This window comes from Methylosinus sp. LW4, from assembly GCF_000379125.1.
Classification (GTDB): domain Bacteria; phylum Pseudomonadota; class Alphaproteobacteria; order Rhizobiales; family Beijerinckiaceae; genus Methylosinus.
In genome coordinates this window covers 1,076,561-1,092,674 of record NZ_KB900626.1, presented here as the reverse complement: position 1 = coordinate 1,092,674, position 16,114 = coordinate 1,076,561, and the positions used below count along the sequence as shown (strand labels likewise).

Genomic DNA, 16,114 nt, shown 5'->3' with positions numbered 1-16,114 from the left:
CAGTTCGCTGCCGCCGGCCGGCGCAGCATAGTCACGCCGATCTCGGCCGTTGGCCAGAAAGCCGCCCCTGAGCGGCGACCAGCCTCTCCATATGACGCAAGTCGGGCTCGCCGATCGAAAACGAGCAATCCACCCACAGCTCGACGACGCGCAGCAGCTCCTCGCGCGTGATCGGAAAGCAATTGCGACGCAAATCGGCGAGCGCGCGCCGCCGCTCCCAACGCTCCTCGCCGCCCTCGCACATCCATTCGAGCGCGGTTTCACGCAGACGGCCATCGGGGGCCAATACATCCACGACGCCGAGCTCGTGCATTTTCGATCCCGAATGGGCGGCGCCCGTTGCGATGATCTGCTCCGCGAGCGCCACGCCCAAGCGGCGCTTGAGAAAGGTGACGGCGCCCATGCCAGGAAAAGTGTTGAAGGCGACCTCTGGAACGCCGAGCTTGGCGCTCTCCTCGGCGATCAGGAAATCGGTCGCCATGGCCCCCTCGAAGCCTCCGCCGAAGCATTGGCCTCGGACAGTCGAGACAGTGATGAGCGGCAGGCCGAACGCTGAAGTGAGGCCAAACATCACATCGATGCAGACATGAGCGTAAGTCAGCAGGCTGTCCCTGTCCCGATTGCGGACCGAGGACGAAAACGTCGCCAGATCGCCGCCCAGGCTGAACACGCCCTGCTTGTTCGAGTTCATGACGAAATAACGGATCGGCCAGCGCTCGGCGTAGGGCGACTGCGCGAGCGCCTTCAGCGATTCGCGCATCTCGACCGCCTCCAGCAGCATGGCGAGACTATAATGATGCGGAGCGCCGATCTTATAATTCATCCATACCGAACGGCTCTCGGCGTCGTAGGCGACTTCGAGATTCTGGAATTCCCAATCAGGAAATTCATTCGGTTTTTGAAGCTTATGCTCCAAGGCTACCGTCGCCATGGCCACTCCGGGAGTCGATGCCACAAGTCGATCTCGCAAGTCGATGTCAGCGCGCCCCGGCTGGAGCCCATGTCGCAAAACTAGCCCGAAATCGATGCGATTACATACTATTATTCTACCTCGGTTATCGTAGAGTTACCCGGACCGCCGAGAGTCTCATGCAACGGCGCGCGCTGATCGGGTCATGTCGTACGACGACAAATCTCGCGAATATTGCACGCAGCCGCCGCAGCGCGCAACTGCGGGCCAGAATCGCGCGCCGCCTCCGTCACTTCACCTCGAACCACGCAGCGAGCCCCGCGGCCTCGTGCTCGAGGATATCGTCATGCACGGCCCATTTGCCGGGGCTGTCGGCGACGAAGGCGACATGCTTGGTCTTGCCCGGCGGCACCACGACGCCATTACGCCAATAGGGCTCCCAGCCGTCGTCGAGGTCGTGCAGAAGCCGCACGCAATGTCCGTGGACATGCATCACGGCGACGACATCGGAACGATTGACGAAGCCGAGCGTCACCGGCGCGCCGCGCTTCACCTGGAACAGAGGCGGCCCGCCATAGGCCTTGCTCGGCGCGCCATTGATGCGCCAAGGCGCGCCGGGAGCGGCGGGCGGCTCCAATGTGAGATCGACCTTCTTGGCCGCCTGCAGCTTTATCTCTATGGGTAAAAGGGGATTTTGCGCCGCCGACGCGATCGGCGGGCGCGACGCCGCCTTGCCGCCGTGGGTGGTGAAGATCGCCAGCTCGCGGTCGGGCTCGCCGTCCATGCCGCGCAGAATCAGCTTTGCGGCGGCGTTCTCGGCCCGCGGCAGATCGAACAGCAGTTCGAATCGCGCGCCGGGCGCGGCGGGAATGGTGCGGCGCACGGGCTCGAAGGCGTCGCAGGGCTGGCTGTCCACCGCGACGACGAAGGGCTGAATATTGTCGAAGCCGACGAACATGATTCGCGCATTGGCGAGATTGGCGAGGCGCAGGCGAATGCGCGCGCCCGGCGCGAAATCGCGGCGCGCCGGAGCCGGGGCGCCGTCCACCGCCACCAGCGTTCCGATGCGCCCCGCCCCGGCGGCCGCGGCCGGCGAGGCGAAATCGGCTTCGATCGCGCCATTCTTGTCCAGCCGCCAATCGTCGAGCGCGAGCAGAAGATCGGCGTCGGCCTCCAGCGGCTTGGGCTCGTCGACGACGACGAGGCCCTTCAGCCCGCGGCCGCAGAGTTCCGGCGTCGCCCCGAAAACAGAGGGCCGATAGCAGAAGAGGCCGGCGTCGACCAATTTGCGGCGATAGTCGAATCGCCCGCCCGGCCCGACCTCCGCCTGGGTCAGCGGCGCGACGCCATCCATGGCGTTGTCGCCGCGCATTCCGTGCCAATGGATGGAGAGCGGCTTGTCGAGGCCATTGGCGAGGCCGACCGCCAGCTCGTCGCCCAGGGCGTAGCGCAGCAGCGGTCCCGGAGCCCTCCCCTCGAATCCCCAAATCTCGGTCGCATGCCCCGGCTCCGGCAGCAGATTCGCCGTCCCCTTGCGCGCCGTCAGCGTTTTGGGGCCGGCGGCCGGCGGCTCGGCGCGGGCGTCGAGAGAGACGAGGGTCGCAGCGACTCCGCGCACGAAAGCGCGGCGTGAGCAGTTGAACGGCATGATGGCTCCGGTTTCTCCTCGCCGCCGCATATGGCCCGAGCGGAGCCCGGCTTTCAACAGGGCGCGAACCTACATCCCCACAGGTGACATTTTCTTTAGCGCCGGCGGCGCGTCGTGCTATAGAGCCCCCCGCCCGAGCCGGCGCGCGGCGGCGTTCGCGCGTCGACGCTGGCGTTTCGAAGCCGGCGTTTCGATTGTCGCCGCGACGTTTCGACGCCGGTTGGCTCGTGGCTTCGGTCCTTTGGCGTTTCGCCCGCGAGCCGGCGGCTCGTCGGGCGTTTGCGCGTCGGGGCGCGGGCGTGGCGGAACTGGTAGACGCGCCGGATTTAGGTTCCGGTGACGCAAGTCGTGGGGGTTCGACTCCCTCCGCCCGCACCATCCGACGCGCGCCGGCGGCAGAGATATTTTCCCGGCGCACGCCGGACTGGTCGAGATTCGAGAAGGCGAAAACGACATGCAGGTGACGCAGACCCTGTCGCAGGGCTTGAAACACGAGTTCAAAGTGGTGCTTCCGGCCGGCGACCTCGCCGCCAAGCTCGAGTCGCAGCTCGTCGAGCTGCGCGGCAAGGCGCAGATCAAGGGCTTCCGCCCCGGCAAGGCGCCCATCTCCTATCTCAAGAAGATCTACGGCAAAGGCATAATGAGCGAGGTCCTGCAGGAGGCCGTCAACGAGGCCAATCGCAAGATCGTCGAGGACAATAGCCTGCGCGTCGCCATGGAGCCGCGCCTCGACTTCCCGACCGATCAGTCCGAGGTCGAGAAGGCGCTGGAGGCCGAGGGCGACTTCTCCTATTCCGTCGCCTTCGAGGTGCTGCCGGCGATCGAGCTCGGCGCTTTCGACGACATCGCCATCGAGCGTCCCATCGCCGAGGTCTCGGAGGAAGAGGTCCAGAAGGCGATCTCCGATCTCGCCGACCGCATCCGCGAATTTGAGGATAAGGAAGGCGCCGCCGCCAAGGGCGACCGCGTCACCATAGACTTCACCGGCAAGCTCGACGGCGAGCCCTTCGAGGGCGGAACGGGCGGCGACGTCAATCTCGTGCTCGGCTCGGGCTCTTTCATCCCCGGCTTCGAGGAGCAGCTCGAGGGCGCCGCCAAGGACGAGCAGCGCGTCGTCAAGGTGAAGTTCCCGGACGATTACGGCGTGCCGACGCTCGCCGGCCGCGACGCCGAGTTCGACGTGACCGTCAAGGCGGTCGCCGGCCCGAAGGAGCTGCCGATCGACGACGCTTTCGCCACCAAATACGGCTTCGAATCGCTCGCCGAGCTGACCTTCGCCGTGCGCGGCAATCTCGAGGCCGATTACGCCAAGGCCTCGCGCGCCAAGCTGAAGCGCTCGCTTCTCGACGCTCTCGACAAGAAATACAGCTTCGAGCTGCCCGAGGGCCTCGTCGCCCAGGAGTTCGACACGATCTGGTCGCAGCTCGAGGCCGAGCGCAAGCGCTCCGGCAAGAGCTTCGAGGACGAGAACACGACGGAAGAGGCGGCGCGCGAGGAATATCGCAAGATCGCCGAGCGCCGCGTGCGTCTCGGCCTGGTGCTGGCCGAGATCGGCCAGGGCGCCGGCGTCACCGTCGAGGACAAGGACGTGACCGACGCGCTGGTCGAGCGCGTGCGCGCCTTCCCGGGCCGCGAGAAGCAGGTTTGGGACTATTACCGCAACAATCCCCAGGCGCTCGCCCAGATTCGCGCCCCCCTCTATGAGGAGCGGGTCGTCGACCATCTGGTCGCCAAGATCAGCGTCACCGACAAGACCGTGACCAAGGAAGAGCTGCTCGCCGCCGAGGAAGACGACGATCTGGCCCAGCCCGCGGCCTGATCCGGCGCGCCGACCCGGGGCCGATTAAGGGCGGCCCCGGGGTTTCCGCTCGCCCCTTTTGCGGTTTCTGTCTGGACGGCTTGCCGCAATATGCTACCAACGAGCCAAAAGCTGGCTCGTGGCTTTCACTCCATGCGGGGGAAAGACGGCGGGTCGAAGAGGCCGCCGCGAAGCCGGGAGCGCAGAGCCCCGCTGCGCGGAGCCTCGGTCGCAGGCCAGTCAAATCTAAAAAAGGCGCAAAACAGATGCGTGATCCGATCGACGTCTACAACCAATATCTGATCCCCCAGGTGATCGAGAACACGAGCCGCGGCGAGCGCGGCTTCGATATCTATTCGCGCCTGCTGCGCGAGCGAATCATCTTCATGACCGGCCAGGTCGAGGACCATATGGCCTCGGTCATCATCGCTCAGCTCCTCTTCCTCGAGGCGGAAAATCCCAAGCGCGAGATTTTTCTCTACATCAACTCGCCGGGCGGCGTCGTGACCTCCGGTCTCGCCATCTACGACACGATGCAATACATCAAGCCCAAGGTGGCGACGCTCTGCATCGGCCAGGCGGCCTCCATGGGCTCGCTGCTGCTCTGCGCCGGCGAGGCCGGCAACCGCATCGCGCTGCCCAACGCCCGCATCATGGTCCATCAGCCCTCCGGCGGCTTCCAGGGCCAGGCGTCGGACATCCTCCGCCATGCGGAGGACATTATGAAGATCAAGCGGCGTCTCAACGAAATCTACGTCAAGCACACCGGCCAGGACTATGACACGATCGAGAAGACCCTCGATCGCGATCATTTCATGTCCGCCGAGGAGGCCAAGGCGTTCGGCATCGTCGACCGGGTGGAGATCAACCATCCCGACGATCCGGCCGAGGCCAAGGCCTGAGCGAGATCAAATCCCGGCGCGCCCGCTTTTCTCGCTGGTCGAGCGAGGCGGGCGCGCCGTTCCGCATGTATCGGGGCGCGCATGTTTCGTAAAATTCTGATCGCCAATCGTGGCGAGATCGCTTGCCGCATCATCAAGACCGCCCGCCGCATGGGCATAAAGACGGTCGCAGTCTATTCAGACGCCGACGCCGACGCGCTTCATGTCGAAATGGCCGACGAGGCCATTCATCTCGGCCCGCCCCCTGCCGCGCAATCCTATCTGCTCATCGACAAGATCGTCGCGGCCTGCAAGGAGACCGGCGCCGAGGCCGTGCATCCGGGCTATGGCTTTCTCTCCGAGCGCGCCGCCTTCGCCAAGGCGCTGGCCGAGGCCGGAATCGTCTTCATCGGCCCCAATCCCCGCGCGATCGAGGCGATGGGCGACAAGATCGAGTCGAAGAAATTCGCCTCCGCCGCCAAGGTGAATGTCGTTCCCGGCTATCTCGGCGTCATTCAGGACGGCGAAGAGGCGGTCCGCATCGCCAATGAGATCGGCTATCCGGTCATGCTGAAGGCCTCCGCCGGCGGCGGCGGCAAGGGCATGCGCGTCGCCTTCAAGGCCGAGGAAGTGGTCGAGGGCTTCAATCGCGCCCGTTCCGAGGCCGCGTCCTCCTTCGGCGACGATCGCGTCTTCATCGAGAAATTCATCGTCAACCCGCGCCATATCGAAATTCAGGTGCTGGGCGACAAGCATGGCAACGTCATTCACCTCAACGAACGCGAGTGCTCCATTCAGCGCCGCAATCAGAAGGTGATAGAGGAAGCCCCCTCGCCGCTCCTCGACGAGGAGACCCGCGCCGCCATGGGCGCGCAGGCCGTCGCGCTCGCCAAGGCGGTGGATTACGACTCCGCCGGCACGGTGGAGTTCGTCGCCGGCCAGGATAAGAGCTTCTACTTCCTCGAGATGAACACCCGCCTGCAGGTGGAGCATCCGGTCACGGAGCTCATCACCGGCATCGATCTCGTCGAGCAGATGATTCGCGTCGCCGCCGGCGAGCCTCTGTCGCTGCGCCAGGAGAAGGTGACGATCAACGGCTGGGCGGTGGAGAGCCGCATCTACGCCGAGGATCCGACCCGCAACTTCCTGCCCTCCATCGGCCGTCTGGTGAAATATCGCCCGCCGGAGGAGAAGCGCGAGGGCGCGATCACCGTGCGCAACGACACGGGCGTCGCGGAAGGCCGCGAGATTTCCATCCATTACGATCCGATGATCGCCAAGCTCGTCACCCATGGCCCCGACCGCCTCGCGGCGATCGACGCCCAGGGCAGCGCGCTGGATCGTTTCGTGATCGACGGCATTCGCCACAATATCCCCTTCCTCGCCTCGCTGATGCAGCATGAGCGCTGGCGCTCCGGCCAGCTCTCCACCGGCTTCATCGCGGAGGAATATGCGGGCGGCTTCGCCGCACCGCAGCCGGATGGCGAGGTCGCCCATGTGCTGGCGACCGTCGCCGCGCTGGTCGATCACATTGGCAACGAACGCAAGCGATTGATCAGCGGACAGCTCGGCCACGGCCGGCCGTTCGAGTTCGAGCGCGAGCGCGTCTGCGCGCTCGGCGAGCAGTCGTTCCATGTCTCGCTGGACACGCAGGGCGAGGCGCTGATCGTCCATTTCGAGGAGGAGGACGGCCGCACGCGCCGCATCTCCTCGCATTGGCGGCCGGGCGATCCCGTCTTCGAGGGGACCATAGACGGGGCCTCCATCTATGTGCAGATTCGGCCGATCCTCAACGGCTTCCAGCTCTCGCACCAAGGCGTGGCGGTGGACGCGCGCGTCTTCACCAAGCGCGAGGCCGAGCTCAACGCGCTGATGCCGAAGAAAAAGAATGTCGGCGTCTCCAAGCATCTGCTCTGCCCCATGCCCGGCCTCGTCAAGACGGTAGACGTCGTCGAGGGCCAGGAGGTGAAGGCCGGCGAGCCGCTCTGCATGGTGGAAGCCATGAAGATGGAAAATGTGCTGCGCGCCGAGCGCGACGTGACGATCAAGAAGATCGCCGCCAAGCCGGGCGACAGCCTCGCCGTCGATGCGGTGATCATGGAGTTCGCCGAGTAGCGCCCCAGCGCCGCGAGAGCGCCCACGGGCGCGGCTCGCGGCCCTGCGACTGAAAAGCCTCGGGGCTCACCGAGCGCGATGTCCCTATGACGACCGATCGGCTCCGCTCCACAAAAGGAGGCGGAGCCGACGCCGTCTCTCGCTCCGCCGTCGAGCGCTCCGCCCATCCTCAGCCCATCATCGAAGCGAACGAACGCATCGCGCGCGGGCGATAACGCCCGGCGCCAAAGCGCGCGCGCGGATGCGCTTTTCCATGCGCTCTCGACTGTTCGCCGGCGCCTCGCCTCGAGCTCGGCTTGACAAGCGCATCGAGATAATACTCTATATTTTTGATAGGATTAATACACAAAGAAGGTTCGTCCATGTTCCGCTCAGAGCCTCGAGGCGCATCAAAGACAAGGTTTTATCTTCTATCCAGCGCTTCGTGCGTCGCCTATTTGGCCATGACGGCAATCACACTGTCTACTCGAATAGGCGAGTCTTTCGCCCAGGACGCGCCGGCTCCGGGCTCTGTCAATGTCCAGGTCGGCGATGTCGTGGTCCCCGGCGAGGAGGATAATGGGGGCGAAACCTCGCGTCCTGTCCTGGAGGCGCAGAAAAAGGCGCGCTCCGTCATCGTGGTCGAAGAGAAGACCATCGAGCGGGAGAACATCAACCGCGCCGACGAATTGCAGCAGAAGATCCCGAATTATCGCGCCAATAACGGCGGCACGCAGCAGTCCTCGCGCCAAACCATGCGATGGGTCGGCATCGGCGCCGGCACCGGCGTCGGCACAGAGTCGCCGACAGGCTATGTCGTCGACAATGTCTTCTGGAGATATTGGGGCTTCCAGTGGATGGACCTCTTCGATCTCAAATCATTCGAGATCGCCTATGGGCCGCAAGGCACGGCGGGCGGAAAGAACGCTGCGGTCGGCAATCTGATCATCAACACGAGACTGCCGTCCTTCACCCAAGGAGCGACGGTCGAGACCAATTTCGCGAATTACAACCGCGTCATCGAGAAAGTCTCGGTCACGGGTCCGATCGTCGACGACGCGCTCGCCTATCGCGTGAGCTTCTTCATGGACAAGGGCGACGGCTGGATTCGCGATCAGGTGAGCGGCGCCGGATATAAGAACACCGACCGTTGGGGCGTCCGCGGGCAGCTTCTCTATGTCGGCGACGAGATCACCGACCGGCTCATTTTCAATTACAGCACGTCTCACGAATATAATGGTTACAACAGCGCGCCCTACGCCGACACCACCCTCGTCTACGCCAATGGCACGCGTCCGAGCTCGACCTGGGTCCAGAACGTATGGAAGAAGCTCGGCAAGCCGATCCTTTCCTTGGATCCCTATAAGCCGTCCATCTCGCGCATGGGCGTCGACCCGGTGAGAACCATCACCGCCACCAATGAGCTCAACATAGGGATCGGCGACAATATCTTCACGTCGATCTCGGCCTATGGGTTCAACCGAAACGAGCAGCGCTATTTCGAAGAGACGCAATTGCTGGAGCTCTGGCGCGACGGCATGGACACTTATGTCGGTCAGGCGTCGCAAGAGTTCCGTCTGACCTCGCCAAAGGATCAGGAGCTGGCGTGGACGACCGGCCTCTATTTCCTCAACGACGACTCCGCCAACCAGATGCACCATGTCGAGTTCGGCTCCGACGCCGCGAAATGGCTGAACATGCCGGGCGCGCTGCCCGGCGTGCAGGATTGGTGGTACACCAAGGCGCGCGACATTCAGTTCGCCGCCTATGGGCAGGCGACCTGGCATTATGACGAGCAGCTGGCGCTCACCCTCGGCGTTCGCAACAGCTACGAAATTCGCCAGGGCTCGGTGAGCCATCTCAACCGATATTATCCGACCGTCTCGATCGTCGATCAGGATCAGGCGATCATCGCGGCGAGCGGCTTCGGCCTTTCCGACCGCGGCGGCGCGACCACGCGCTCCAACCATGTGACGGCGATCTTCAATCCGCAATATCGATGGGACGAGAACATCCTCTTCTATGGAATCGTCGGTCGCGCCGAGAAGGCGGCCGCCGTCAACACGAGCGGCAATCCGACCTATTCGACCAATGCGACCGGGCAGAAAATCTTCAGCGCCTGGACGCCGCTCTTCACCAAGCCCGAGGTCTCCTGGGATTATGAGCTCGGAGTCAAGACGAACTGGCTGGACAACAAGCTCCAGCTCAACGCCAATTTCTATTGGAACGACTTCTATAATTTTCAGACCACGACCGTCGACTCCTCGCGCGTCGACGCGCTCGGCGCGCCGATCTCGGTGTCGTCGCTCGGCAACGCCGACCATGCGCGTCTGCGGGGAATAGAGCTGGATGGCCGCTGGAGCCCGATCGACAGGCTGTGGATCAGCGTCAACGCGGCCTTCTCCGATGCGCGATGGGTTTCCTATCCCGACGCCGCCCCGCCGACCGATTGGCAATGGACGTCGGGAACGCCGAAGGCGCCCCAATATCTCTCGCTCTCCAACACGCGCTGGCAGGGCGTTCCGATGTGGACATTCAACATCGGCGCGAATTACGAGCAGCCGCTCGGGGCCGTCTTCGCCGATCTCGGCGGCTTCGGAAAGTTCGCCGGCCTCGACGACTGGACCTCCAAGCCGATCACCGCCTTCGGCTATTTCAACGTCAACTGGCAGGACAAGACGCAGCTGACCAATCCATGGTCCATTCTGCAATATTGGCAGGGAAGCTATGCGATCGTGAACGTCGGCGTCGGCATCCGCACCGACGACGACAAATACAGCCTCAGCTTCTGGGCCAAGAATATCGGCGACGAGAGACCCTACACCGCGTGGGACACGGGCTCCGCCTCCAATCCTGCGAGAGTCTCGCTCACGCGCTGGCCGGCGACCTTCGGCGGGGCGTTTCGCGTCAAGCTCATGTAGAGCGGCGACAGATGAAGGCCGCGGATTCGGCGACGCGTCGAATCCGACGGGATTTCTTCACGTCGATCATACGCGCCGCTGCCTATCCTGCGCCTCGACATTTCATCTGGTATTGTCGAGGTGCGTCTTGCGAGCTTATCCTTTCGACGCGACGCGGCGCCGCCGTGGCCGCAGCATCATCATGCTGGCCTCGGCGCTGTCCTTGCTCGCGGTAACAGAGGCTGTGGCGCAGCCTTCTCCTGCGCTCAAGCTGCTCATTCTCGGGGACAGCCTCAGCTCCGGTCTCGGCGTGCCGGAGGGCTATGGCTTCGGCCCGGCGCTGGCGCGCCGCCTGCGCGCCGACGGCTATCGCAATGTCGATGTCGTCAATGGCTCGATGGCCGGCGACACCACCGCCGACGCCGCCACGCGCCTCGCCTCGACGCCGCAGGACTATGACGCCGACGTCGTCATCGTCGAGCTCGGCGGCAATGACATGCTGACGCAGACCGACCCGCCGGTCGTGGCGCGCAATCTCGATTGGATTCTCGATGGCTATAAGAAGCGTGGAACCCGCATCGTCATCGGCGGGATGCTGTCCAAGCCAGAGCTCGGCTTCGTCTATAATGTGACCTTCGATCAGATCTATCCGAAGCTCGCGGCGCGTTGGGGCGCCTCGCTCTATCCCTTCTTTCTCGCCGGCGTCTTCGGCCATCCGGCGCTGATGCAGGAGGATCACATCCATCCCAATGCGGCGGGCGTCGCCCGCATCGTCGCGGGAATCGCGCCGCTGGTGGAGCGCAATCTCGACGCGGCGGCGGGCAGGCGCAGAGTGGCGGAGGCGCGGTGAGCCGCTCGCGCTAATCGCGACCTTCGAACACCCGCGTCACATGCCCCATCTTGCGGCCGGGACGCGTCTCCTTCTTGCCGTAGAGGTGGAGCGAGGCCTCCTCCTCCGCCAGCAGCTCCGGCCATTTGTCGACCTCATCGCCGATCAGATTGCGCATCTCGACGCGCGCGCCATGGCGGCGCGTCGCGCCGAGGGGCCAGCCGGCGACGGCGCGCATATGCTGCTCGAATTGCGAGGTCACGGCGCCGTCCAGCGTCCAATGGCCGGAATTATGCACGCGCGGCGCGATCTCATTGACGACGAGAAGCTCGCCGCCCCCCGTCTCGACGACGAACATCTCCACCGCGATCACGCCGACATAATCGGACGCCTCGGCGATCTTGCGGGCCATTTCGACGGCCGCCGCCGCCGTCTGCGGCGAAATCCGCGCCGGCGCGACGGTCAGCGCGAGAATATGATGCTCATGGACATTCTCGCAGACGTCATAGGCGCGAAAGACGCCGTCCGCGCCGCGCGCCGCCACCACGGAGACCTCGCGCGCGAAGGGCACGAAGCCCTCGAGGACGCAAGGCGCGCGGCCGAGTTGCTCGAAAGCGTCGGAAAGATCGGCGCCCTCGCGCAGCATGATCTGGCCCTTGCCGTCATAGCCGAAGCGCCGCGTCTTCAAAATGGCGGGCGAGCCGAGGCGCGATGCGGCGGCGGCCAGCATGTCGGCGCTCTCGACATTCTCGAAAGGCGCGGTCTCGATGCCGAGGCCGCGGACGAAATTCTTCTCGGTGAGCCGGTCCTGCGTCAACGCCAGCACGCGCGGATTGGGCCGCACCAGCGAATGCGCCTCGAGAAACGCCGCCGTCTGCGACGGCACATTCTCGAATTCATAAGTCACCACATCGACGGCCGCGGCGAAGCCGGCGAGCGCCGTCTCGTCCTCGAAAGCGGCGATGGTGCGCGCGGCGCAGACGTCGAAGGCGGGGTCATCCGCCACGGGCGAATAGACATGGGCGCGCAAGCCGAGCCGCGCGCCGGCCTTGGCCAGCATGCGGGCGAGCTGGCCGCCGCCCAATATTCCAATAGTGGAGCCGGGGCGCAGACTGGTCATTTGGCTCCCGCATCGTCGCTCGGCGTTTCGGCGACCTGCTCGGTCTGTCGGCGCCGCCATTCCTTCACGCGCGCGTCGAGATCGGCGTCGCCGCGGGCGAGAATCGACGCAGCGAGCAGAGCGGCGTTGATCGCGCCGGCCTTGCCGATGGCCAGAGTGCCCACCGGCACGCCCCCCGGCATCTGCACGATGGAGAGCAGCGAATCCATGCCGGAGAGCGCGGCGCTCTCGATCGGCACGCCGAGCACGGGAAGCGTCGTATGCGCCGCCGTCATGCCGGGCAGATGCGCCGCGCCGCCGGCCCCGGCGACGATGACCTCGAATCCCTCCGCCTCGGCGCCTTTGGCGAAGGCGCTGAGCCGGTCCGGCGTGCGATGGGCGGATATGATGCGCGCCTCATAGCCGACGCCGAGCGCATCGAGCGTCTCGGCGCCATGCCGCATGGTGGCCCAATCGGATTGGGACCCCATGATGATCGCGACAGGCTTCTTGGACTGCGCCACGGCTCTTCCGGCGGGCTGGAGTGCATGAAGCACAGCCCCTTAGCCGAACCGGCGGCGGGGCGCAAGCGAATGCGCGCCTCCGCGCCGACGCGCCGAATGGCGGAGCCCGCCGGCCTCCGCTATCATCGCGCAATATTGCGGGCGGTTGCGGGGGCGAAATGGATATCAAAGGCATGCAGGAGGCGCTCGCGGCGCTGAAGAGCTTGATCGGAACTTTCGGCCTCGTTCTGGCGATCGGCTTCGCCATCGTCAACGCCAACGCCATCGGCGACGGCCTCGCGGCTCTCGCGGATCGCTTCGGCGGCCTGCGCGGAGCGGAGATCGCCGGCGTCAAGCTGGATTTCGGCGAGGCGACGATCGAGCAGCGCGTGCCGCCCGTGCTGTTCGAGCGGCTGGACGCCAAGGACCGCCGCCGCGTCGCCCGCGATTTGAACGCGCTGGAGCCGCGCATGGCGCTGCGGCTGCTGCAGGTCGGCCTGCTGGCCAATCTCTGCGAGTTCGACAGGCCGACGACCTCGATGATCGACGATTTCAGCACCGATCATCATCTGCAGGATCGCGGCCTCGCGACGCTCATCGACAATCCGCAGATCAAGGCGAAAGTGGTCGCCGAGCTGGCGAAGGCGGCCAAAAAGTCCGACATAGGCGAGCCGCGCGCCTGCTACGACATCACATTGACGGACCACGGCTGGGATGTGCGGACCGCGCTGGTCCATGTGGTGAGCGCCGGCTTCGGCTCGGCGCCGATCGTCCGCGAGCCGGCGCCCGAGCCGAACGTCGCCCAGGAGCAGCGCAGCCTCTCCAAAAAGCGCTGACACGCCCGAGTTTAAGGACGCGCCTTAAGTATTGATCAGGGTCCCCTCGCTACTCTGCCTTCCGTGGCCGGCGGTGTGTCGCCGGGATTAAGGGACCATGTCGATGTCCAGCTCCATCCTCCGCACCGCCATTGGCGGGGCGTTCATCACGCTCGTCGCATCTCAGTCGCTCGTTCATATTCTCACCCAGGTGCAGGCCAAGACCTCGCCCTACCGCCAGCAGGCCGATTACGCCGCTCCGATGCGGAGCTTCGCGCCTGTCGCGCCGGCGGCCCCGCTCGCCGCGCCCGGCGAGACGACCATCGCCGCCGATCGGCTCGGCCAATATTCCGCCAATGTCGAGATCGAGGGCCAGCGCATCCGCATGCTGGTGGACACGGGCGCGAGCACGGTCGTGCTGTCCTATGAGGACGCCGCCGCGATCGGCTATTTGCCGGCGCCCGTCGATTTCAAATATCCCGCCCAGACCGCCAATGGCGTCACCCGCATGGCGCGCGTGAAGCTGCGCGAGGCGCGTCTCGGCCAGGTCGTGCTGCGCGACGTCGACGCCTATGTCGCCGAGCGCAGCGCTCTGGGCGCCAGCCTGCTCGGCATGACCTTTCTGTCGCGTCTGTCCCGTATCGAGGCGGGAAGCGGAAAGCTGGTTCTGCGTCAGTAGGCGTCTGGCCTCATCTGCGGGCTCGGCCCTCTCGCGCGGGAGCGGGAAACATGCGATTGTCCGCGCATGTCGCTCCCCCGCCAGCTCTCCGTCTTCGCCCTGGTGGGCGTCATTGCGACAGCGCTCCATTATGCGGTGCTCGTCGGCCTCGTCGAGCTCGCCGCCTGGACGCCAGTGCCCGGCGCGCTCGCCGGCTATCTCTCCGGCGGAATCGTCTCCTACATCCTCAACCGCCGGCACACTTTCGAGAGCGTGCGGCCGCATGAGGAGACGACATGGCGCTTCGCCCTCGTCGCTTTCGTCGGCTTTTGCATAACTTATGGCTTCATGAATCTTTTCGTGGAGCGCATGAGCGCGCCCTATCTGCCGGCGCAGATCGTCACCACGGGAATCGTCTTCTTCTGGTCCTTTCTCGGCAATCGCCTGTGGACCTTCCGCGCCGGGCCGGCGTGAGCGGCCCGCCCGGCGCCGTTCTCGTCAGGCCGCCTCGCGGCGCTCCACTTCAACGGCGCAGACGTCGCGGCGCGACGGCGGCGGCGCCCATCCGCGCATCTGGTCGCAATTATAGGCGACGACTAGCATGATCTGCGCGCCGTTCAATTGCGAGAACAGAGACCGCGGCAGCGCGAGACCATCGCCCTGCGTCCAGCGCCAGGGGCGATGCTCGCCCGCCTCTTCTGGATGGAAGGATTCGGCGAGCTGCGGATGATCGAGCGAAATTCGCGCGATCTCCCGCCCGTCCGTCGCCACCAAGCCGCTCAGAGAGAGGCCGAGGCGGCGCATGTCGGCGCAGAGGCCAGTGTCATCCGCCGGAACAAAGCTCGTCGAAAGCAGCCGAATGTCCTGCGCGTCATGCGGAAATGAGAATATCGCCGAGCCTTCGGCGCGGATCGGCGAGATCTCCGCTCCATCGACGAGGAGGCGCACGCAGGGATCGAGCTCGCGCCGATAGCCCAGTCGCTCCGCCCGGGCCATGAGCTGCTCGCGCACGGCCGCGATCATCGCCGCCGAAGCGAAGGGGCGGCAGAAGTCGGAGTCGAAGCGCCGCTCCGACGCCGGCGAGCCTTGGATGTCGAGGAAGAAGCCGCGCTCGCCGGTCGCGCTGTAGCTCTCCGAGGCAAGATTTTCGGCGATCAGAATATCGTGGCTCTCGAGTTCGACATGCCAGTAATCGACTGTCTCGACCGGGACTCGCGCGATCGTCGCGCCATTGACGAGGCTCTGCGCATGGATCAGCGCCTCGCCGACGCAATCGACGCAGAGACCATGTCCCGGCGAGACATAGAGATCGCGCGCCGGACGATTTTCGCCGAAAGCCCCGGCTGCGATGCGCACCGGCCAAGCGTCGCGCGGCGTCGCGCGCGCCGTGCAGTCGATCTTGCGATGGCCGATCCACACGATCGGACGCTCGCGCCCTTCTGACGTAACGACGAGATCGCCGATGCGCAAATTCTCGACGGCGATCTCGCCGCGCGTCGTGCGGATCAGCGTGCCGGTGACGAAACAGGTCACGGTCGCGCTGAAATTGGTCGCGGCGAGCGGACTCTTCTGGACGCCCGTGTCCTGAAGATAGGCTTGCTGACGCGGATCATAGTATAGATCGACATTGGGGCCGACATAGCTGCCGTTTCCGCCGGTCTGATTGCCATTGGCGGCGGGATAGTCGGTCACGAAGTTGAGGCCGTTGTAGTCGACATAGGCGCCGTTCGGGCCATTGCCGCTCGGCCAAAAATGATTGTCCGCGCCCTCGGTCGATCCGCTCGGATCGACAACGCCGGTGACATTGTAGACCGTTCCATTCACGGAATAGGTCCCGCTCGCATTCGTGACAGTGTGCGAGCCGTCGGTATTCAGTGCATCGGCGTATGTCAGATTGAGCGTGACGTCGATTTTGGGAGTTCCATCCGCCGCATTGGCGGGAATTGTATAATTTACTGTAGAAGTGCCCATCTTGATCA

The 16,114-nt window shown here is 65.0% G+C and carries 13 protein-coding genes and 1 tRNA gene; 9 read left to right on the top strand and 5 right to left on the bottom strand.

The window, feature by feature from the left end; genetic code table 11:
- Window positions 1-31: 31 nt before the first annotated feature.
- Together METLW4_RS0105550 and METLW4_RS0105545 are read right to left on the bottom strand one after the other, a co-directional pair.
- Complete coding sequence (locus METLW4_RS0105550; protein WP_018265215.1) at window positions 32-931, bottom strand: crotonase/enoyl-CoA hydratase family protein; 900 nt, start codon at window positions 929-931, stop codon at window positions 32-34.
- 268 nt (window positions 932-1,199) lie between these two features.
- Window positions 1,200-2,558, bottom strand: a complete 1,359-nt coding sequence (locus METLW4_RS0105545) for a multicopper oxidase family protein (protein WP_018265214.1) — start codon at window positions 2,556-2,558, stop codon at window positions 1,200-1,202.
- A 293-nt stretch (window positions 2,559-2,851) separates the two neighbouring features.
- On the opposite strand from METLW4_RS0105545, the gene METLW4_RS0105540 reads away from it, so the two are divergent.
- The 6 genes from METLW4_RS0105540 (at window position 2,852) to METLW4_RS0105510 (ending at window position 11,081) form a co-directional block, all read left to right on the top strand.
- Window positions 2,852-2,936, top strand: a tRNA-Leu gene (locus METLW4_RS0105540).
- Between the two features lie 76 nt (window positions 2,937-3,012).
- A complete protein-coding gene (tig, locus tag METLW4_RS0105535) occupies window positions 3,013-4,377 on the top strand; it encodes a trigger factor (RefSeq protein ID WP_018265213.1) in 1,365 nt (454 codons plus the stop codon).
- Between the two features lie 245 nt (window positions 4,378-4,622).
- On the top strand, window positions 4,623-5,258 hold the full coding sequence (locus tag METLW4_RS0105530) for an ATP-dependent Clp protease proteolytic subunit (RefSeq protein WP_018265212.1): 636 nt from the start codon (window positions 4,623-4,625) through the stop codon (window positions 5,256-5,258).
- 81 nt (window positions 5,259-5,339) lie between these two features.
- Window positions 5,340-7,352, top strand: a complete 2,013-nt coding sequence (locus tag METLW4_RS0105525; RefSeq protein WP_018265211.1) for an acetyl-CoA carboxylase biotin carboxylase subunit — start codon at window positions 5,340-5,342, stop codon at window positions 7,350-7,352.
- A gap of 443 nt (window positions 7,353-7,795) precedes the next feature.
- Window positions 7,796-10,252 (top strand): TonB-dependent receptor, encoded by a 2,457-nt coding sequence (locus METLW4_RS24080; RefSeq protein ID WP_018265209.1) that lies wholly within the window; start codon window positions 7,796-7,798, stop codon window positions 10,250-10,252.
- A gap of 127 nt (window positions 10,253-10,379) precedes the next feature.
- Window positions 10,380-11,081, top strand: a complete 702-nt coding sequence (locus METLW4_RS0105510; RefSeq protein ID WP_018265208.1) for an arylesterase — start codon at window positions 10,380-10,382, stop codon at window positions 11,079-11,081.
- A gap of 10 nt (window positions 11,082-11,091) precedes the next feature.
- On the opposite strand, the gene METLW4_RS0105505 is transcribed toward METLW4_RS0105510, so the two are convergent.
- Both METLW4_RS0105505 and purE read right to left on the bottom strand, forming a co-directional pair.
- Window positions 11,092-12,180: a 5-(carboxyamino)imidazole ribonucleotide synthase gene (locus tag METLW4_RS0105505; RefSeq protein ID WP_026191278.1), complete on the bottom strand. Its 1,089-nt coding sequence runs from the start codon at window positions 12,178-12,180 to the stop codon at window positions 11,092-11,094.
- A complete protein-coding gene (gene purE, locus METLW4_RS0105500) occupies window positions 12,177-12,650 on the bottom strand; it encodes a 5-(carboxyamino)imidazole ribonucleotide mutase (protein WP_043332243.1) in 474 nt (157 codons plus the stop codon). The genes METLW4_RS0105505 and purE overlap by 4 nt, the downstream gene beginning before the upstream one ends.
- Window positions 12,651-12,841: 191 nt before the next feature.
- On the opposite strand from purE, the gene METLW4_RS0105495 reads away from it, so the two are divergent.
- The 3 genes from METLW4_RS0105495 (at window position 12,842) to METLW4_RS0105485 (ending at window position 14,609) form a co-directional block, all read left to right on the top strand.
- A complete protein-coding gene (locus tag METLW4_RS0105495; protein WP_018265204.1) occupies window positions 12,842-13,498 on the top strand; it encodes a hypothetical protein in 657 nt (218 codons plus the stop codon).
- Window positions 13,499-13,601: 103 nt separating this feature from the next.
- Entirely contained in the window at window positions 13,602-14,156 is a 555-nt protein-coding gene (locus tag METLW4_RS26315; protein ID WP_157234920.1) for a retropepsin-like aspartic protease family protein, read from the top strand.
- A gap of 66 nt (window positions 14,157-14,222) precedes the next feature.
- Entirely contained in the window at window positions 14,223-14,609 is a 387-nt protein-coding gene (locus METLW4_RS0105485; RefSeq protein ID WP_018265202.1) for a GtrA family protein, read from the top strand.
- 24 nt (window positions 14,610-14,633) lie between these two features.
- Here METLW4_RS0105485 and METLW4_RS24070 read toward each other — a convergent pair whose 3' ends face one another.
- Window positions 14,634-16,106 (bottom strand): Hint domain-containing protein, encoded by a 1,473-nt coding sequence (locus METLW4_RS24070; RefSeq protein ID WP_051079617.1) that lies wholly within the window; start codon window positions 16,104-16,106, stop codon window positions 14,634-14,636.
- Between the last annotated feature and the right edge of the window lie 8 nt (window positions 16,107-16,114).

Bases quoted from the DNA above. Each gene is read 5' to 3' on its own strand.
- METLW4_RS0105550 (WP_018265215.1), bottom strand. From the start codon at position 931: ATGGCGACGGTAGCCTTGGAGCATAAGCTTCAAAAACCGAATGAATTT.
- METLW4_RS0105545 (WP_018265214.1), bottom strand. From the start codon at position 2,558: ATGCCGTTCAACTGCTCACGCCGCGCTTTCGTGCGCGGAGTCGCTGCG.
- tig (WP_018265213.1), top strand. From the start codon at position 3,013: ATGCAGGTGACGCAGACCCTGTCGCAGGGCTTGAAACACGAGTTCAAA.
- METLW4_RS0105530 (WP_018265212.1), top strand. From the start codon at position 4,623: ATGCGTGATCCGATCGACGTCTACAACCAATATCTGATCCCCCAGGTG.
- METLW4_RS0105525 (WP_018265211.1), top strand. From the start codon at position 5,340: ATGTTTCGTAAAATTCTGATCGCCAATCGTGGCGAGATCGCTTGCCGC.
- METLW4_RS24080 (WP_018265209.1), top strand. From the start codon at position 7,796: ATGACGGCAATCACACTGTCTACTCGAATAGGCGAGTCTTTCGCCCAG.
- METLW4_RS0105505 (WP_026191278.1), bottom strand. From the start codon at position 12,180: ATGACCAGTCTGCGCCCCGGCTCCACTATTGGAATATTGGGCGGCGGC.
- purE (WP_043332243.1), bottom strand. From the start codon at position 12,650: ATGGGGTCCCAATCCGATTGGGCCACCATGCGGCATGGCGCCGAGACG.
- METLW4_RS0105495 (WP_018265204.1), top strand. From the start codon at position 12,842: ATGGATATCAAAGGCATGCAGGAGGCGCTCGCGGCGCTGAAGAGCTTG.
- METLW4_RS26315 (WP_157234920.1), top strand. From the start codon at position 13,602: ATGTCCAGCTCCATCCTCCGCACCGCCATTGGCGGGGCGTTCATCACG.
- METLW4_RS0105485 (WP_018265202.1), top strand. From the start codon at position 14,223: ATGTCGCTCCCCCGCCAGCTCTCCGTCTTCGCCCTGGTGGGCGTCATT.
- METLW4_RS24070 (WP_051079617.1), bottom strand. From the start codon at position 16,106: ATGGGCACTTCTACAGTAAATTATACAATTCCCGCCAATGCGGCGGAT.